General features: G+C 68.5%; 14 protein-coding genes. 8 read left to right on the forward strand and 6 right to left on the reverse strand.

Annotation, left to right across the window (positions count from 1 at the left end):
* Positions 1-65 precede the first annotated feature (65 nt).
* Positions 66-1,298 carry a sugar ABC transporter substrate-binding protein gene (locus BLT19_RS09365; RefSeq protein ID WP_091489087.1) on the reverse strand — a complete coding sequence of 411 codons (1,233 nt, stop codon included), beginning with the start codon at positions 1,296-1,298 and terminating at the stop codon, positions 66-68.
* A 142-nt stretch (positions 1,299-1,440) separates the two neighbouring features.
* Positions 1,441-3,465 (reverse strand): beta-galactosidase, encoded by a 2,025-nt coding sequence (locus BLT19_RS09370; protein ID WP_091489090.1) that lies wholly within the window; start codon positions 3,463-3,465, stop codon positions 1,441-1,443.
* Positions 3,466-3,650: 185 nt separating this feature from the next.
* Here BLT19_RS09370 and BLT19_RS09375 point away from each other — a divergent pair, with 185 nt between their 5' ends.
* The 3 genes from BLT19_RS09375 (at position 3,651) to BLT19_RS09385 (ending at position 7,220) form a co-directional block, all read left to right on the forward strand.
* Positions 3,651-4,679: a LacI family DNA-binding transcriptional regulator gene (locus BLT19_RS09375; protein ID WP_231917590.1), complete on the forward strand. Its 1,029-nt coding sequence runs from the start codon at positions 3,651-3,653 to the stop codon at positions 4,677-4,679.
* Between the two features lie 64 nt (positions 4,680-4,743).
* On the forward strand, positions 4,744-6,321 hold the full coding sequence (gene metG, locus BLT19_RS09380) for a methionine--tRNA ligase (RefSeq protein ID WP_091489093.1): 1,578 nt from the start codon (positions 4,744-4,746) through the stop codon (positions 6,319-6,321).
* Complete coding sequence (locus tag BLT19_RS09385) at positions 6,318-7,220, forward strand: TatD family hydrolase (RefSeq protein WP_091489096.1); 903 nt, start codon at positions 6,318-6,320, stop codon at positions 7,218-7,220. Before metG ends, BLT19_RS09385 begins: the two co-directional genes overlap by 4 nt.
* Here BLT19_RS09385 and BLT19_RS09390 read toward each other — a convergent pair.
* Together BLT19_RS09390 and BLT19_RS18125 are read right to left on the reverse strand one after the other, a co-directional pair.
* Positions 7,199-8,461: an MFS transporter gene (locus BLT19_RS09390; protein ID WP_091489099.1), complete on the reverse strand. Its 1,263-nt coding sequence runs from the start codon at positions 8,459-8,461 to the stop codon at positions 7,199-7,201. The genes BLT19_RS09385 and BLT19_RS09390 overlap by 22 nt on opposite strands.
* 37 nt (positions 8,462-8,498) lie before the next feature.
* Positions 8,499-8,621: a hypothetical protein gene (locus BLT19_RS18125; protein ID WP_269457404.1), complete on the reverse strand. Its 123-nt coding sequence runs from the start codon at positions 8,619-8,621 to the stop codon at positions 8,499-8,501.
* A gap of 531 nt (positions 8,622-9,152) precedes the next feature.
* Here BLT19_RS18125 and BLT19_RS09395 point away from each other — a divergent pair.
* Positions 9,153-10,253 (forward strand): HNH endonuclease signature motif containing protein, encoded by a 1,101-nt coding sequence (locus BLT19_RS09395; protein ID WP_091489101.1) that lies wholly within the window; start codon positions 9,153-9,155, stop codon positions 10,251-10,253.
* Between the two features lie 88 nt (positions 10,254-10,341).
* Here BLT19_RS09395 and BLT19_RS09400 read toward each other — a convergent pair whose 3' ends face one another.
* Complete coding sequence (locus BLT19_RS09400; RefSeq protein ID WP_091489104.1) at positions 10,342-11,799, reverse strand: sugar porter family MFS transporter; 1,458 nt, start codon at positions 11,797-11,799, stop codon at positions 10,342-10,344.
* Positions 11,800-11,866: 67 nt separating this feature from the next.
* Between BLT19_RS09400 and rsmA the strand changes: the two genes are divergently transcribed.
* Complete coding sequence (gene rsmA, locus BLT19_RS09405; RefSeq protein ID WP_091489106.1) at positions 11,867-12,712, forward strand: 16S rRNA (adenine(1518)-N(6)/adenine(1519)-N(6))-dimethyltransferase RsmA; 846 nt, start codon at positions 11,867-11,869, stop codon at positions 12,710-12,712.
* A gap of 117 nt (positions 12,713-12,829) precedes the next feature.
* Entirely contained in the window at positions 12,830-13,765 is a 936-nt protein-coding gene (locus BLT19_RS09410) for a phosphodiesterase (protein WP_091489109.1), read from the forward strand.
* Here BLT19_RS09410 and BLT19_RS09415 read toward each other — a convergent pair.
* On the reverse strand, positions 13,713-15,302 hold the full coding sequence (locus BLT19_RS09415; RefSeq protein WP_091489111.1) for a stealth conserved region 3 domain-containing protein: 1,590 nt from the start codon (positions 15,300-15,302) through the stop codon (positions 13,713-13,715). The genes BLT19_RS09410 and BLT19_RS09415 overlap by 53 nt on opposite strands.
* A 177-nt stretch (positions 15,303-15,479) precedes the next feature.
* On the opposite strand from BLT19_RS09415, the gene mgrA reads away from it, so the two are divergent.
* Both mgrA and BLT19_RS09425 read left to right on the forward strand, forming a co-directional pair.
* Positions 15,480-16,547, forward strand: a complete 1,068-nt coding sequence (gene mgrA, locus BLT19_RS09420) for an L-glyceraldehyde 3-phosphate reductase (protein ID WP_091489113.1) — start codon at positions 15,480-15,482, stop codon at positions 16,545-16,547.
* Entirely contained in the window at positions 16,544-17,467 is a 924-nt protein-coding gene (locus tag BLT19_RS09425) for a 4-(cytidine 5'-diphospho)-2-C-methyl-D-erythritol kinase (protein WP_091493665.1), read from the forward strand. The genes mgrA and BLT19_RS09425 overlap by 4 nt, the downstream gene beginning before the upstream one ends.
* The last annotated feature ends 11 nt before the right edge of the window (positions 17,468-17,478 follow it).

Below are 17,478 nucleotides of genomic sequence, written 5' to 3' on the forward strand. Positions count from 1 at the left end.
CTCCTGCTCCTGTCTTGATCCGTGGGGAGGGGCGCGCGGGGCGGAGGACCGCCCCGCGCGTCCGATCAGCCGATCGCGGCCTGAAGGTCGGCGACCATCGTGTTCCAGGTCGCCACGGGGTCGGCCCCGCCGATGATCTGGACCTGTGCGGCGTTCCAGAGATCCCAGACCGAGCCCATCTCGGGGATCGAGGGCTGCGGCACGCCGTTCTGTGCGGAGGCGATGAAGCCGGCGATCACCGGGTCGGAGGAGACCTCCTCGGCGAGCGTCTTCCACGCGGGGATGCGCGGGTCTGCCTCGTAGAGGGCCTTCTGGGCGTCGTCGGTCGCGATGTAGTTGACCAGGAAGTCCTGCGCCAGAAGCGCGTTGGCCGACTCCGAGCTGACGTAGAAGCCCTGCACGCCGACGAACGGTGCGGCCGTCTCTCCTCCGGCGGAGGGGATCGGGTTCACTTTGATGTTCACGCCGTCAGCGGTGAGCGCCTCGATGGCCCACGGCCCCTGCACTGTGTACGCGGCCTGACCCGAGGCGAACAGTTCGTTGTTCGTGTCGTAGTCCACCGTCGTGGAGATGATGCCGGTGCCGGCACTTCCGTTGGCACCGAGCCAGGTGGCGAATGCGTCTCCGGCGGCTCCGCCCATGCCGACCTCGCTGGTGTACGAGCCGGAGTCGTCCTGCACGAACACCGGTGCGCCGAACGAGGTCTGGAAGCCGTACATCGTGTAGGCGTCTCCGGTCTGCCCGCCCGTGTTGATCACGATCGGACGCGCGGCGCCGGCGGTGGTCGCCGCGGTGATCGCGTCGTCCCAGGTCGCCGGTGCGTCCTGGCCGACCAGGTCGGTGTTCTGCACGAGCGCGACGGCTTCCAGCGCGTACGGGAGGGCGTAGAGCTGACCGTCGTAGGTCATCGCCTCCACCGCCACCTGCTCGATGGAATCGGCCTTGTCGCCGAGGTCGATCGTGTCCACGACGCCGGCCGCGACGAATGCGCCGAGCCAGTCGTGGGCGCCGATCGTGATGTCGGGGCCTTCGCCGGTGGGGACCTGCGCGATGAAGTCCGCACGCATGTCCTCGAAGTTCTTCTGCACCAGTGTCACCTTGGTGCCGGTCTCGTCCTCGAAGGCGGCGGCAGCCGCTTCGATCGCGGGCTTGCGATTCTCATCGGTCCAGATGACGAGTTCTCCGCCCGCGTCGCCGCCGCCGTCGGTGGCGTCGGGTGCTGCCGAGCCACCGGAGCAGCCGGACAGCAGCAGAGCGGCCGACGCGAGTGCGACGACGCCGATTCCCATCTTGCGCATTGATCTTCCTCTCGGAGGTGGTCGATGCGCGGCTCCGGCGGAGTCGCGTCATTACGACCGGTGTGGTGCCGCAGCCGGTCGGCCACGGCGGATATCGCAGTACTGCGCTGGACCGGTGGTCCTCACGCAGAGCGGGTGGCGGTCAGTGACCACCCCCTTCGTCCGCGGATGAGCTGCGGATGACGGCGACGTGCCCTGCAGCCAAGGTCGCGGTGTCGGTGATCTCCTGCTGCGTCAGCAGGTCGAACCCCGCCGTCGGCATGTCCACCGCGGTCTCGGAGTGATTGATGGCGACCACGTACTCCACCCCGTCGCCGTGACGACGGACGACCTCCAGCCCCTCGGGCGAATCCGCCGGGGAGATCCCCGCATCGCGGTAGATCTGGGACATGAGGACCGCCAGCGATCGCGCATCCGGCCGAGTGCTCACGTACCAGCCCACGCCGTCGCCGTGCTGATGCCGCGTGATCGCGGGCTTGCCCGCGGCGGGTCCGCCGAGATACGTCGCGCGTGTCTCCGCACCCGCGATCACGAGATCCTCCTGCCAGACGTCGGCCGTGAGCAGCGCGTCGTCGAAGCGCAGATCGGCGACCGCGCCCTCGCGCATCGGCAGGTGCTCCTCGACGCGCACGCCCAGCGACTCCGCGAGTGGAGCGAGGAAGCCTCCCTCGTGCACGGCGTCATTCTCGTCGACGACGGCGGAGAAGAACGACACCACGAGAGTGCCGCCGCGCTCCACGTAGCTGTTCAGGTTCGCGGCATCCGATCGGGAGAGGAGATACTGCGCCGGTGCGATGACCAGTCGGTAGCCGGAGAGGTCGTGGCCGGGCAGGGCGAAGTCCACGGTGATGTTGTCGCGCCACAGGCGCTCGTAGAAGGCGCGGATCCGCTCGTGGTTGTCGAGGTCGTCGGACGGCCGCCATTCCAGGCCCTGCGCCCAGAACGATTCGAAGTCCCACAGGATCGCCACGTCTGCGTGCACGCGCGAGCCCCGCACCTCTGCGAGCCGCCCGAGTTTCGCGCCGAGGTCCACGACCTCGCGGAAGACGCGCGAGTCCGCGCCGGCATGGGGGAGCATCGCCGAGTGGAACTTCTCGGCTCCCGAGCGGCCTGCGCGCCACTGGAAGAACAGGATGCCGTCCGCTCCGCGACCGAAGTGCGAGAAGGAGTTGCGGGCCATCTCTCCCGGTACCTTCGCGATGTTGCGCGGCTGCCAGTTCACGGCCGAGGTCGAATGCTCCATGAGGATCCAGGGCATGCCGCCGCCGACCGAGCGGGAGAGGTCGGCCGCGATCGCGAGTCCGATCTCGGCGTCTTCGTCGGCTGCCCACAGGTAGTGGTCGTCCGAGACGATGTCCACTTCCTTCGCCCACGCCCACAGGTCGCAGCCGTTGTGCTGATTGGCCATGAAGTTCGTGGTGATCGGCTGAGCGGCATGGGCGCGGATCGCGTCGCGTTCGGCGATGAAGCAGGCGCGAAGCTGGACGTCGGTGAATCGCGCGTAGTCAAGTCGCTGGGCCGGATTGACGACGGATGCCGCGGTCGCGGGCGCCCCGATGTGCTCCCACTCGCCATAGTGCTGACCCCAGAATGCCGTCCCCCAGGCGGCGTTCAGCTCGTCCAGGCTGCCGTAGTGCTCCCTCAGCCACGCCCGCCACTCGCGCACGGCGTGTGCGGAGTAGTCCTCCCCGACGGGCGTTCCGTATTCGTTGTGCACGTGCCACAGCACGACGGCGGGATGGTGCGCGTATCGCCGGGCGAGCTCGGTCGCGATGCGCACGGAGGCCGCCCGATAGTCCGGCGAGGAGTGCGAGGCCATGCCCCGGGAGCCGAAGCCCAGGGCGACGCCGTCCCGGGTGAGGACGCGGGCGTCGGGATGCGCGGCGAAGAACCATGCCGGGGGAGACGCCGTGGGCGTTCCGAGATCGACGGCGACGCCGTTCGCATGCAGAAGATCCAGCACCTCGTCGAGCCATTCCCAGTCGAACACGCCTTTACTGGTCTCCAGGAGGGCCCAGGAGAAGATGCCGACGCTGACCAGCGTGACGCCCGCCTCGCGCATGAGGGCGACGTCCTCGTGCCAGGTTTCCCGCGACCACTGCTCGGGGTTGTAGTCGCCGCCATAGGCGATCCCGTCGAGCGCGGGCCACGGAACTGCTGACGTCATGAAAAGGATTCCTCGGTGTCGTCGAACCGGGGACGCCGAACCGTGCGGGCGACTGTGACCGGTCCCAGTGGGGTGTTCGTCCCACCCTAAATCGGTCCGCGTCGGTGCGGGAACCCTCGTTATCGAACTGTGACCGGTCCCAGAATGTGCGCACCGCAGCCCCGTGCAGCCGCTAGAGTTCCCGCGTGGATGAGTCCTCCCCGATCGGGCATGCCCCCCAGCGGCGCCCCACCATCCGCGACGTCGCGGCCGCAGCCGGTGTGTCGCGGGGAACGGTGTCGCGCGTCATCAACGGGGGACACTGGGTCTCGCCCGACGCCCGCACCGCGGTCGACGCCGCGATCGCCCGCACCGGGTACACCACCAATCACCATGCCCGAAGCCTCGCCACCGGACGCTCGGACTCGCTCGCGTTCCTGCTCACCGAGCCGCAGCACCTGCTGTTCTCGGATCCGACCTTCGCCCTGCTGCTGCGCGGAGCCACGCAAGCCCTCGCCGAGCGGTCGATGACGCTCGTGCTGCTGGTCGCCGACACCGAGTCCGCGCAGGCGAACATCGAGCACTACGTCCGGGCCGGTCACGTCGACGGGGTGCTGCTGATCTCGTCCCACGAGTCCAACACCCTGCTGACCTCGCTGGTGGACGCCGGCGTTCCGACCGTCTGCAGCGGCATCCCGCTGGGTGATCACGCCTTCGTGCCGACGGTGTCGGTGGACGAGGACGGGTCGGCCCGGATGATGACCCGCTACCTCCTCGATCGCGGTCACCGCAGGATCGCGGTCATCACCGGGCCAGATGACACGCCCGGCGGTCGGTTCCGGCTCGAGGGCTTCCGAGCCGAGATGGGGGAGCTGTTCGATCCCGACCTCGTCGAACAGGACACCTACGACTCCGATGCGGGGGCGGCGGCGATGACCCGCCTGCTCGAGCGCGCACCGGACATCGACGCCGTGTTCGCGGCATCCGATGTCATGGCGGTCGGGGCGATCGCGGCCGCGCGCAAGCTGGGCAGGCGCGTGCCGCAGGACATCGCCGTCGCGGGTTTCGACGACTCGGGCCTGGCCGCAACACACGACCCGCCGTTGACCACGATGCGACAGCCGTGGCCGGAGATCAGCTCCAAGATGGTGGAGATGCTCTTGGATGTGATCCGCGGGATACCGCGGGAAGCGGTCGTCCTGCCGACGACCCTCGTCGTGCGCGAGAGCGCCTGATCCGCCGCGCTCGCACCCGTCACACGGCCGAGCCGCGGCATCCGCGCGATCTAGAATCGAGGGTATGCCTACCGGCGAATCCTTCTACATCACGACGCCGATCTACTACCCGAGCGACGTCCCGCACATCGGCCACGGATACACGACAGTGGCGGTGGACGCGCTCGCGCGCTGGCACCGTCAGGCCGGCGATGACACTTGGATGCTGACCGGTACGGATGAGCACGGCCAGAAGATGATGCGGGCCGCCGCCGCCAACGGCTCGACCCCTCAGGAGTGGGTCGACAAGCTGGTCTCGCAGGAGTGGTTCCCGCTGCTGGAGACTCTCGATGTCGCCAACGACGACTTCATCCGCACCACGCAGCCTCGCCACGAGGACCGGGTCAAGCAGTTCGTGCAGGCGATCTACGACCGCGGCTACATCTATGCCGGCGAGTTCGAGGCGTTGTACTGCGTGGGGTGCGAGGAGTTCAAGACCGAGTCCGAGATCGTCGATGGCGCAGGAGCGTTCGAGGGCCTGAAGGTCTGCGCGATCCACTCGAAGCCACTGGAATTGCTGCAGGAGAAGAACTACTTCTTCAAACTCAGCGAGTTCCAGGATCAGCTCCTCGCGCTCTACCGGAGGGTGCCGGACTTCATCCGGCCCGAGTCGGCGCGCAACGAGGTCGTGTCCTTCGTGAAGAACGGCCTCAAGGACCTCTCGATCTCGCGGTCGACCTTCGACTGGGGCATCACGGTCCCGTGGGACGAATCGCACGTCATCTACGTGTGGGTGGACGCACTGCTCAACTACGCGACCGCGGTCGGCTACGGCAGCGACCCCGAGGAGTTCGCCCGCCGCTGGCCCGCGTATCACGTGGTCGGCAAGGACATCCTGCGCTTCCACGCCGTCATCTGGCCGGCCATGCTGCTCGCCGCCGGCGTCGAGGTGCCCCGCGGTGTCTTCGCGCACGGCTGGCTGCTGGTCGGCGGCGAGAAGATGTCGAAGTCGAAGCTCACCGGTATCGCGCCCAGCGAGATCACCGACGTGTTCGGGTCGGACGCGTACCGGTTTTACTTCCTCTCGGCGATCGCCTTCGGCCAGGACGGATCGTTCTCCTGGGAAGACCTCGCAGCGCGGTATCAAGCCGAGTTGGCGAACGGCTTCGGCAACCTCGCCTCGCGCACCACGGCGATGATCGAGCGCTACTTCGAGGGGATCGTCCCGCCGGCTGCCGAGTACACCGAGGCCGACCTCAGGATCCAGCAGATCGTGGCGGATGCCTCGACCTCCGCAGACGCGGCCATCGAGCGGTTCCGCATCGACGAGGCGATCGACGCCATCTGGACGATCGTCGATGCACTCAACGGCTACATCACCGAGAACGAGCCGTGGGCGCTCGCGAAGGACGACGCGCAGCGCGGCCGCCTCGGCACGGTGCTGTACACGGCGGCGGAGGGCCTGCGCGCGCTCGCGGTGCTGCTGTCGCCGGTGATGCCGGTCGCCACCGAGAAGCTCTGGGTGGCACTGGGTGCCGCCGATGCGCTCGGCCGGCTGCAGGACCAGCCGCTGCGCGAGGCGGGCACCTGGGGCATCCTCCGGCCCGGTTCGAGCGTGAACGCCCTGGCGCCGTTGTTCCCTCGCGTCGAACAGTCGGCATGACCGACCCCAGCAATTACGTCCGCGAGCGCACCCAGGAGGGCCGCCGCGACGTGCAGTGGCCGGACGCCCCCGAGCCGCTCCCGGTCCCCGTCTACGACAACCACTGCCATCTCGAGATCGCCGACGGTCCGTCGACGGGCTCGGGCACCGGGGGACTGAGCCTTCGCGAGCAGCTCGACCGTGCGGGCGAGGTCGGCGTGATGGGCGTCGTGCAGGCCGGCGGCGACATCGATTCGAGCCGTTGGTCGGCCTGGGCCGCGGCATCCGATCCACGCGTCCTCGCGGCCGTCGCCATCCATCCGAACGAGGCGCCCGCCTACCGCGACGCCGGGACGCTCGACGCGGCGATCGCCGTCATCGACGAGCTGGCGGCACAGCCGCGCGTGCGGGCCATCGGCGAGACCGGGCTGGACTTCTTCCGCACCGAGGCGGACGGCATCCCCGCGCAGCACGAGAGCTTCGAGGCGCATATCGCCCTGGCCAAGAAGCACGATCTCGCCATGCAGATCCACGACCGCGATGCGCACGACGCGGTCCTGGAGACCCTCGAGCGGGTCGGGGCGCCCGACCGCACGGTGTTCCACTGCTTCTCCGGCGACGCCGCCATGGCCGAGATCGCCGCGAAGCGCGGCTACTACCTCTCGTTCGCCGGCAATGTGACCTTCAAGAACGCGCAGAATCTGCGCGACGCGCTGAAGGTGACGCCGCGCGAGCGCATCCTCGTGGAGACGGATGCCCCGTTCCTCACGCCCACCCCGCACCGCGGTCGGCCGAACGCTCCGTACCTGATCCCGGTGACGGTGCGGTTCATGGCGGTGCAGCTGGAGGTCGGGCTCGAAGAGCTGTGCGCCCAGCTGGCCGCGAACACGCTCGAGGTCTACGGCTCCTTCGAGGACTGATCCGCCTCGAGGGCCGGGGGAGCGGCCGCGATGTGCGAGATCGACCGCCACACGAGAGCCAACGTGATCGCGGATCCCGCGAAGGCGAACCACCATGGCGCGGTGAGGCCCCACGCCTGAGCCAGAAGCCCGCCGATCAGCTGGCCGATCACGAGCCCGCCGAAGACGCCGACCATGTTGACCGAGGCGATACGCCCCTGCAGCTGCATCGGCACGAGCCGCTGCCGGACGGTGGTCGAGATCGTGCCCCAGACGAAGGCGTACGCGCCGAAGCCGAACATGATGACGAAGGCCACCACGGGGCTCGTCGTCAGCGCGAACGCGAGGTGCATGAGCACTTCGAGCGAGAGGCAGACGCGCATCAGCGTCGCAAACGACACGTGCTTCTCGAGCCAGCCGAAGGACCCGATCCCGATCAGACCGCCCAGGGCCGATGCGGTCGTGAGCGCACCGTAGCCGACCGGGCCCATCTGCAGATGCTCGGTGGCGTAGAGCACGAGGATGCCCCAGGGTGCCGCCCAGGTGATGTTGAAGACCAGGATGATGAGCACCAGCGTGCGCACCGGCGCGTTGCCTCGCAGCCATCGAAGACCCTCGCGGATCGGATGGACCTTCGCGCCGCCCGCCGGGTCCTCGCGGGGTGGGATCGGCGTGCGCGCGATCCGCGAGATCAGCACGACCGCGAGGCTCACGCAGACGATCTGCACGACGAAGGGCCAGAACGAGCCGATCGCGAAGAGGAATGCGCCCAGCGGCGGTCCCGCGAGCTGATTGCCGACGAGGAACCCCGCCTGCAGTCGCGCGTTGCCGATGCCGAGGTCGGCCGGCTTGACGAGCATCGGCAGCAGCGTGCTGCCGGCCGTATCGGCGAAGACCTCGGCCGTGCCGTACAGGAATGCCGTCGCCAGCACGATCCACACCGTCACCTGCCCGGTCAGCAGGAACACGACCAGACCGAGGACGATGACCGCTCGGGATCCGTTGGCGAGCATCACCAGCCGGCGGCGGTCGTGGTGATCGGCGATCGAGCCGGCGATCAAGCCGAACAGCAGCCACGGCAGGAACTGCATCATCGCGCCCGCCGCCACCAGCAGTGGGGAGGACGTGAGCGAGGCGATCAGCAGCGGCGCCGCGGAGAGGGCGATCCCGTCGCCGAGGTTGCTCGTCCACGATGACGCGAGCAGCCAGCGGAAGTCGATGCCCAGGCGGCGTGGTGCGATCAGATCGCCGAGCGAAGGCATCCCGCCATCCTAAGAGAAGGGCGGGACGCGGAATCAGCTACTCCGGACGGTCTTCGTCGTCGAGGCGCTTCTGCTCCTCCGCTTCGAGACGGTCCTTCTCCTTCTGGGCGTCTTCGCGCTCTTCGCGGACCTTCTCGTGTGCGGGCTTGTTGTTCGTCATGGTGCGAGTTTATGGGTTGAGGTGATTGCTCATCTCGCAGGTCGTGTCGTTTCGGTTAGCAGATTGCATACTGCCGCTCGAGTGGTATCGAGAGCGGAGGATCCCGTCGCGGCACCGCGTCTGGGCAGCGCCGGCGGCGATGTCCGAGGCTTCTGGGATGGTGTGCTCATCGATCACCGAGTGCCCCGGAGATCGACACCAGCCCTCTCCCGGGTTGGGTCGTCGAGGTTTCGAGGGGCGCTGTGGACGACGAGCAGGAGCGGTTCCTTCGTGAGAACGCATTGGTCGATGCGATCGCGGATGATTGTGCGGCGATCCGGTCGAGGATCGCGGGCGATGAATCACGGATGCTGCGTCGTCTCGCGGAGGCGTGGGATCTGGCGCAAGAACAGACGGCGCGGATCGGGTCGGCGAGTTCCCGAAGACGTGACATGCCGTTGTGGTGCATCGCCTCCCAGATCAGTGTCGAAACACATCTGAACGACCGGACTGTGCAGACCCGGATGCATGATGCGTGGCGGCTGGTGAACCCTGTTTCCCGCCAGCGTTGCAGCGTTGGAGGGTGGGCGGATCACGAAGCAGCACGCCGACGTGATTCTCGACCTCGGCGCCGTGCTCGAGGATGCGGAGGTGCGGGCCGCGTTCGAGACGGTGGTGCTCGAGTGGGCGGAAGCGGAAACCGTGGGACGCACCCGGGCGTATGCGCGGCAGCTGGCGGAGAAGCTGGACCCGCGGACGATGAAGGAACGGCATGAGGACGCCGCCGATGAACGGTCCATCACGATCGTGGATCTCGACAATGCGATGTCGCAGATCATCCTCATGGTCCCCACCGTCTACGCGCACGCGGTGTTGGACCGCATCACCCAGCAAGCCGAGGCCATCAAGAACGTCGACCTCGCTTGCCGTCGCGAAGCGGCCGAGGCTGCCCGCGCTGCTGAGGCTTCTGGGGCAGAAACGAACATCGATGCCGATGCCGGCGGTGTTCCCGACCTCGACGCCACCGATCCCGAAGCCGACTTCGATGACCGGACGATCGATCAGATCCGCGCCGACCTGATCATCGACCTCATTTTGACAGGGTCCCCGGCGATCGACCCCACTCTGGACGAGTTTGCCGGCGGGCTCGGTGCGATTCGTGCGCAGGTGCAGATCACCATGCCCCTCACGACGCTGACCGGTGTCACCGAGGGGGGTGCGGAGATCGACGGGAAAGCACCCATCGACCCCGATGCCGCCCAACGACTCGCAGGGATGACACGCGTGTGGGATCGAGTCATGTACGACCCGGTCAACGCGGTCGTGCTCACCGTGGACCGGTACAAGCCGACGCCCCGGCAACGCCGGTTCCTGCACGCCCGCGACCAGCACTGCCGGTTCCCCGGATGCCGCCGACCCGCCAGACGCTGCCAGATCGACCACAACGACGAGTACCACGACGGCGGGGCAACCTGTATCCGCAATCTCGCCTGCCTGTGTGTGCGACACCACACCATGAAGACCGAAACCGACTGGACTGCGAAACAACTGAGCGGCGGACGAATCGAATGGACCACCCCCGGCGGACGAAGACACGTCGACGAACCGCCACGCGTCATCTTCACCCCAAGCCCCGAACCCGCACCCTTCTGAGGACCGTCACGCGCTGCGAACTGGAGGGCCGGCGTCTGCGGCGACCCAGGACATGGAAGCCGCCGTCGAAGGCCAGCCCGGCATCCGACTACGTCGTCGTCTTGGCGGGCTTGTGGAAGAGCGTCTCGGTCTTCTCCAGTTCCATACCTTTGGTCTCGGGGATCTTGAAGAGCACGTAGAAGAACGACAGCGCCGCGAACGTCGCGTACATGCCGTAGGTGAGGGGCAGCGACCAGCTGGACATCGCGGGGAAGCTGACCGTGATGAGGAAGTTCGCGATCCACTGGGCGCCGGCGGCGACGCCGAGCGCCTTCCCGCGGATGCGGCTCGGGAAGATCTCGCCCAGCAGTACCCATACGAGCGGTCCCCATGATGCGCCGAAGCCGATGACGAAGATATTGGCGGCGACCAGGGCGATCGGACCCCAGGGTGCGTCGAGGGTCACGGCGCCGTCGGCGTCGGTCGTGGAGAACATGAACGACACCGCCATCAGCGCCAGCGACACCGCCATCATCACCGAGCCGGTCAACAGGATCGGCTTCCGACCCACGCGGTCGACGAGGAAGATCGCGATCAGGGTCACGAGCACGTTCGTGATGGAGGTGACGACGCTGATGCCGAGCGATGCGCTCTCCGGGAAGCCGACGGACTGCCACAGTGTCGTGGAGTAGTAGAAGATCACGTTGATGCCGACGAACTGCTGGAACACCGACAGGATGATGCCGGTCCAGACGATGCCCTGGAGTCCGAGCACAGGTCCTCGAAGGCTGACACCCTGCGTCTTCTTGTCGAACTCGATCGCGTTCGTCAGCTCGGTCATCGTCTGATCGAGATCGGCGGGCGGCACCAGCCTGGCGAAGATCTCCCTCGCCTCGTCGTTCCGGCCCTTCGAGATCAGATACCGCGGAGACTCCGGGACGGTGAAGGACAGGATGCCGTAGACGGCGGCAGGCACGACGCCGACCAGGAACATCCAGCGCCACGCCTCGAGGCCGAACCAGAACGGCTCGGATGCGCCGCCCGCGCCCCACGCGAAGAGGGCGTCGCTGAGGAGGGCGGCGAAGATGCCCAGGGTGATCGCCAGCTGCTGGAGGGATGCCAGGCCGCCGCGGATCTGGCGCGGCGCGATCTCGGCGATGTAGGCCGGGGCGACCACGGAGGCGATGCCGATGCCGAGACCGCCGATGACGCGCCAGAGGATGAGGTCGGCAACGCTGAAGGTGAATGCGGAGCCGACCGAGCTGACGAAGAACATGATCGCGCCCAGGAGCATGACCCGAAGGCGTCCCCACCGGTCCGAGAGGTTGCCGGCGATGATGGCGCCGACCGCGCAGCCCAGCAGCGCGACGGCGACGACGAACCCGGTGATGACGGCGTTCAGCTCGAAGTTGGCCTGGATCGAATCGACGGCGCCGTTGATCACCGAGGAGTCGAAGCCGAACAGGAAGCCGCCGACGGCGGCCGCCACGGACAGGCCGATGGCTCGTCGCCCATAGGGCCCGCGGAGGGTGAAGGAGCCTGTGGGTATCGAGCCGGCATCAGTCATGGCGCAACCATAGCGACGCCGAACCTCGAGTGACAGGCCTTGTGCCGCGGGTCGTTACAGTGAACGCATGCCCGTGAACCTGCTCGGCGCGAACGAGATCCGCGCGCTCGCCGCCGAACTCGACGTGACCCCCACCAAGAAGCTCGGGCAGAATTTCGTCGTCGACGCGAACACCGTGCGCAAGATCGTGAACGTCGCAGGCGTGCGTGCCGGCGAGCGTGTGGTGGAGGTCGGTCCTGGTCTCGGGTCATTGACGCTGGCGATCCTGGAGACCGGCGCGAGCGTCACCGCAGTGGAGATCGATCACCGCCTCGCCGAGCGGCTGCCTCGCACGGCCGAAGCCCACGGGGTCGCCGAGGACGCGCTGACCGTCGTCGACGCGGACGCGCTGCGGGTGACCGAACTGGCGGGGGAGCCCACCGTCCTGGTGGCGAATCTGCCCTACAACGTCTCGGTGCCGGTGCTGCTGCACTTCCTGGAGCACTTCGAGTCGATCCAGCGCGGCGTGGTGATGGTGCAGGCCGAGGTCGGGGAGCGCCTGGCCGCGCCGCCGGGTTCCAAGACATACGGCGCCCCCAGCGCGAAGGCCGCCTGGTACGGACCGTGGCGCCTGGCCGGAACGGTCTCGCGACAGGTGTTCTGGCCCGTCCCGAACGTCGACTCGGTCCTCGTGGCATTCTCGCGCGCCGCGGAGCGCCGCGGCAGTGAGCAGGAGCGACTCGCGACGTTCCGCATCGTGGATGCCGCGTTCCAGCAGCGCCGCAAGATGCTCCGTCAGGCGCTGTCCGGCGTCCTTGGCGGGTCGTCGGCCGAGGCATCCGCGATTCTGGAGCAGGCGGGCGTGGCGCCCACCGCGCGTGGCGAAGAGCTGTCGATCGACGATTTCCAGCGCATCGCCGCCGTCCTCGGATGACGATTCATTGCGCGAACACAGCCTGTTCTCCAGGTATTCACGAAACATGCCCGTAACATTTGCCTGACTCCGCCAGGCTGGCGCGAGGCGATCAAGCGCTGCTGATGAGGAGTCTTCGTGCGCGAGGCAGAATATCCGGATCCCGAGCGGGTCCTGCTCCACCTCAGTGACACGCATCTGCGCGCGGCCGGTTCGCGCATCTTCGATGTGCTCGACGGCGCGGAGCGGCTGGAGCGCGCGATCGCCGTGATCGAGGCATCCGGCATCCAACCGGACGGCATCGTCTTCACCGGCGATCTGGTCGACCTCGGCGAGGAGGACGCCTACGCGCAGCTCCGCGAGATCGTCGAGCCGTTCGCCGCGCGCCTGGGGAGCCGCGTGTTCTGGGTCATGGGCAACCACGACGACCGCGCCGGCTTCCGCCGGACGCTGCTCGACGAGCAGGATGCCGACGCCTCGGCGCCCATCGACCGCGTCGACGAGCTCGACGGTCTTCGCCTGGTGACCCTCGATTCCAGCGTGCCGGGCTTCCACCACGGGGAAGTCCGCGACACCCAGCTCGCCTGGCTCGCCGATGTCCTGTCGACCCCGGCGCCCCTCGGTACCATCCTCGCGATGCACCATCCGCCCGTTCCGAGCGTGCTGCCCCTGGCGGCCAGCGTCGAACTGCGCGATCAGCGCCGTCTCGCCGAGGTGCTGCGCGGGTCGGACGTGCGCGCCATCATCGCCGGGCACCTGCACTATTCGACGTTCGCGACCTTCGCCGGCATTCCCGTCTCGGTCGCCTCATCGACCTGCTACGCGCAGGACCTCACCGTGCCCGCCGGCGGCACGAGGCCGCAGGACGGCGCGCAGGCGTTCAATCTCGTACACGTCTACGACGAGACCGTGGTCCATTCGGTGGTCTCGGTCGATGCCCCGCGCACCCTCGAGCACATCGATGCGGTGGAGGCCCGCCGCCGCCTGGACGCCGCCGGCGTCTTTCCTCCGGTGCCGGGCCTCAGCGCCCCGCGGAAGGATGCGCCGACCGAGCCGATCGCCGTGCTGCGCTGATCTCGTCTTTCTCCCACGGTGCGCGCACGGGGTACATCCGCTCGAGCATCGCGCGCAGGGTCCGCACGCGCAGCTCCTCGGGCACCTCGGCCTCGCCGCCGTCGTTCAGGCAGAACATGTCGATGTCGGTCCGCTCGGCGAGCCGCTCCATGCGCCGCAGCGACGCGGCGAGCGTGGTCTGCACGTAGCGCACGTTCGGCGACCGGGTGGCGATCGCACGGCCCGTCATCAGCGCGTAGTAGTGGTAGAGGCTGTTGGTGACCGAGATGTCGGTCGCGGAGCGGAAGCGGGATGCCGCGGTGCGGGCGAAATCGTCGGGGAACGCGGTCTCGAGCTCCTCCAGGACGCTGCGACGCAGCGGCGTCGCGCAGTGCTCGAGGTCTCGGACGATCGTGCGCCCGAAACGACCGCGCAGCAGATCACGGTTGACCCGCAGCGCGTTGTCGTGACCGCTGCGGTGCGCGGCCGGCTCGCCGGCGCCGATGCGCACCTCGCACTCCACGAACTTCGTGATGCCCGCCGGTGTGAAGAACATCTCGGGCTCGACGAGCCGACCGAAGAACATGTCGTCATTGGAGTACAGGAAGTGCTCGGCGAGCCCGGGGATCCGGTGCAGCTGCGCCTCGACGGCATGCGAGTTGTGGATCGGCAGCACCGACGTGTCGGCGAAGAACTCCTCGCTGCGCACGATCGTCACCTTCGGGTGCTCGCTCAGCCACGCCGGGGCGGGTGAGTCGGTCGCGATGAAGATGCGGCGCACCCACGGTGCGTACATGTGCACGCTGCGCAGCGCGTATCTCAGCTCGTCGACGTGCCGGTAGCGGGCGGGGCCGTCGTCGCCCGCGCCGACCACATACCCCTCGAGCTGTGCGGCGCGCTGCCGCTGGAACTCGCTCGAGGAGCCGTCCACCCACGAGAAGACGACATCCACGTCGTGGGTGACCTCGTGCGGCTGGGGCTCGAACATGCCGGAGAACGTCGTCCACGATCGGCCGTGGCGCGTCACCGTCGCCGGGGCGAGGTCGGTCGTCGCCGTGTGCCGGCGGGTGAACGCATTGTCCGACGGTGCTTCGGTCAGTTCCTCCCCGAAACACCAGAACTCGATCCGCACGCCCAGCGCAGGTCCGTAGCGTCGACTTCCGTTGGCGGTGACGCGCGGGCGGTAGGCGCGGATCGCGGTGGGGGCATCGCCGGGCGCGTGCGCTGCGTCAGCGGCGAGGATCGCCGCGGCGCCCTTCGACTTGACGTAGAGGGGCTCGCGTTCGCTGAGCGCGCCGAGTGCGGCGTAGGCGGCATCCCGGTCGTCGATGTCCACGACCAGGGCGGGGACCGCGCGGTCGTGGCGGATGAGGGTGACCGCGACGCCTGCCCCCTCGAGGGCGTCGGCGATGAGCAGCAGGTCGGCCTCACGGGCCTGCGTCGGCGTCACGTCGTCGTGGACGATGTGCAGGATGCCGCGGTCGATCACCACATCGGGGCGCTCGAGCAGTCGTGACCAGGCGTGCTCCTGCGGAGGGAGTGCGGAAAGAGCGGTCATGGGCAACCTCCAGGTTCCCGGCGCGAGCGGAGCATCCGCGGCCGGTCCAGCTAACTTAGGCATCTTCCATGACGGGCATGTTTCGTGGCCGTAGCTTGACAGACGCTGTGTGCGGGTGCATCGCCGCGCGTCGGGGCACGACCGCCATCGGACCCGCGGCGCCGATAGCCTGGAGCGGTGACCGACACCGAGCGCTTCCGCTCCCGCGGGGGAGACCTGAACCGACCATACGCCGCCGCCGAGGACCGCTACGACCACATCGACTATCCGCGCGTCGGGCAGTCCGGTCTGCGGCTGCCGCCGATCTCACTCGGCCTGTGGTGGAACTTCGGCGACAACATCCCCTTCGACAACCAGCGCGCATTGCTCCGGCACGCGTTCGACAGCGGCATCACCCACTTCGACCTCGCCAACAACTACGGCCCGCCGTACGGTTCGGCCGAGACGAACTTCGGTCGCATGATGCGCGAGGACTTCGCTCCATATCGCGATGAGCTGATCATCTCGTCGAAGGCGGGCTACGACATGTGGCACGGGCCGTACGGCGACGGCGGCACGCGCAAGTACCTGCTCGCCAGCGCCGAGCAGTCGCTGACGCGGATGGGGCTGGATCACGTCGACATCTTCTACTCCCACCGCGTGGATGCGGACACCCCGATCGAAGAGACCGTCGGCGCCCTGGACACCCTGGTGCGGCAGGGCAAGGCCCTCTACGTCGGGATCTCGTCGTACAGCGCCGAGCGCACCGCTCTCGCGGCGGCGGTCGCGCGATCCCTCGGCACCCCGCTGGTGATCCACCAGCCCGCGTACTCGATCCTGAACCGCTGGGTCGAAGACGGTCTGACCGAGGTCCTGCGTCAGGAGGGCATGGGGGCGATCGCCTTCACACCGCTCGCGCAGGGACTTCTCACGGACAAGTACCTGGGTGACGGCCCGGCCGTCCGCGCGCAGCAGCGCGGGTCGCTGCCGGACCGCCAGCTTTCCGAGGGCGGCCGGGCGAAGCTGCGCAGCCTCGATGTCATCGCCAAGGAGCGCGGTCAGTCGCTGGCGCAGATGTCGTTGCAGTGGGTGCTGCGCGACCCCGTGGTCACCTCGGCGCTGATCGGCGCATCGCGTCCGGCCCAGCTCGACGAGAATCTCGCGGCCTTGAACGGCCCCGTCTTCAGCACCGAGGAGCTGGAGCGGATCGACGCGCTGTCCGACGGCATCGACGTCGATCTGTGGGCGGCGTCGGCGACGACGTGAGCTCCTCCGTCGCCATCGATCGCGTCCGCGTGCGAGCGCCGGGCAAGCTGAACCTGTTCTTCGAGGTCGGCGACGTGCAGGACGACGGCTATCACGACGTCGCGTCGGCATACCAGGCGGTCTCGCTGTACGAGGATGTCTGGGCGGAGCCGGCATCCGACTTCTCCGTCTCCGTCTCGGGAACCGTCGACGTCTCCGGAGTGCCGGCCGATGACCGGAATCTCGCGCTGCGCGCGGCGCGCCTCGTGGCCGCACAGATCGGCTACGAGGGCGGCGTGCACCTGGAGATCGTGAAGCAGGTGCCCGTCGCCGGCGGCATGGGAGGGGGATCTGCGGATGCCGCGGCCGCCCTTGTCGCATGCGACGCGCTCTGGGGGGCCGAGCTCGGGATGGCGGAGCTGCAGCATCTTGCCGCGCGGCTGGGGGCCGATGTGCCCTTCTCGCTGATGGGCGGCACCGCGATCGGAACCGGACGCGGCGACGAGCTGTCGCCGGCACTGGCCAAGGGGCGGTTCGACTGGGTGGTGGTCCCGTCGGGTGCGGGACTGTCCACCCCGGACGTGTACCGGCACCTCGACGCGCTGCGCGCCGAGTCCGGCCTCGTCCGCGCCCCGCGCCCGCCCGCGGTGGATGTCGCCGTGCTGCAGGCGCTGCGCGCCGGCGACCCGACGGCCCTTGCCGAGCACACCCGCAACGATCTGCAGGTCGCCGCGCTGTCGCTGCGACCCGAATTGCGCGAGACGCTCGAGGTCGGCGAGCGCGCCGGGGCGCTGGCCGGGATGGTGTCCGGATCCGGTCCCACGCTGGCCTTCCTCGCCGAGGACCCCGAATCGGCGCTGGAGCTGCAGGTCGTGCTGTCTGCGGCGGGGTACGAGGCCCTGCACGTCCACGGTCCCGTCCACGGGGCGCGGGTGCGCTGACCACCGCAGCG

Origin of the sequence: Microbacterium pygmaeum, from assembly GCF_900100885.1 — a bacterium.
GTDB lineage: Bacteria > Actinomycetota > Actinomycetes > Actinomycetales > Microbacteriaceae > Microbacterium > Microbacterium pygmaeum.

Coding starts and splice junctions, on each gene's coding strand:
- BLT19_RS09365 (WP_091489087.1), bottom strand. CDS start 1,298: ATGCGCAAGATGGGAATCGGCGTCGTCGCACTCGCGTCGGCCGCTCTG.
- BLT19_RS09370 (WP_091489090.1), bottom strand. CDS start 3,465: ATGACGTCAGCAGTTCCGTGGCCCGCGCTCGACGGGATCGCCTATGGC.
- metG (WP_091489093.1), top strand. CDS start 4,744: ATGCCTACCGGCGAATCCTTCTACATCACGACGCCGATCTACTACCCG.
- BLT19_RS09385 (WP_091489096.1), top strand. CDS start 6,318: ATGACCGACCCCAGCAATTACGTCCGCGAGCGCACCCAGGAGGGCCGC.
- BLT19_RS09390 (WP_091489099.1), bottom strand. CDS start 8,461: ATGCCTTCGCTCGGCGATCTGATCGCACCACGCCGCCTGGGCATCGAC.
- BLT19_RS18125 (WP_269457404.1), bottom strand. CDS start 8,621: ATGACGAACAACAAGCCCGCACACGAGAAGGTCCGCGAAGAGCGCGAA.
- BLT19_RS09400 (WP_091489104.1), bottom strand. CDS start 11,799: ATGACTGATGCCGGCTCGATACCCACAGGCTCCTTCACCCTCCGCGGG.
- rsmA (WP_091489106.1), top strand. CDS start 11,867: ATGCCCGTGAACCTGCTCGGCGCGAACGAGATCCGCGCGCTCGCCGCC.
- BLT19_RS09415 (WP_091489111.1), bottom strand. CDS start 15,302: ATGACCGCTCTTTCCGCACTCCCTCCGCAGGAGCACGCCTGGTCACGA.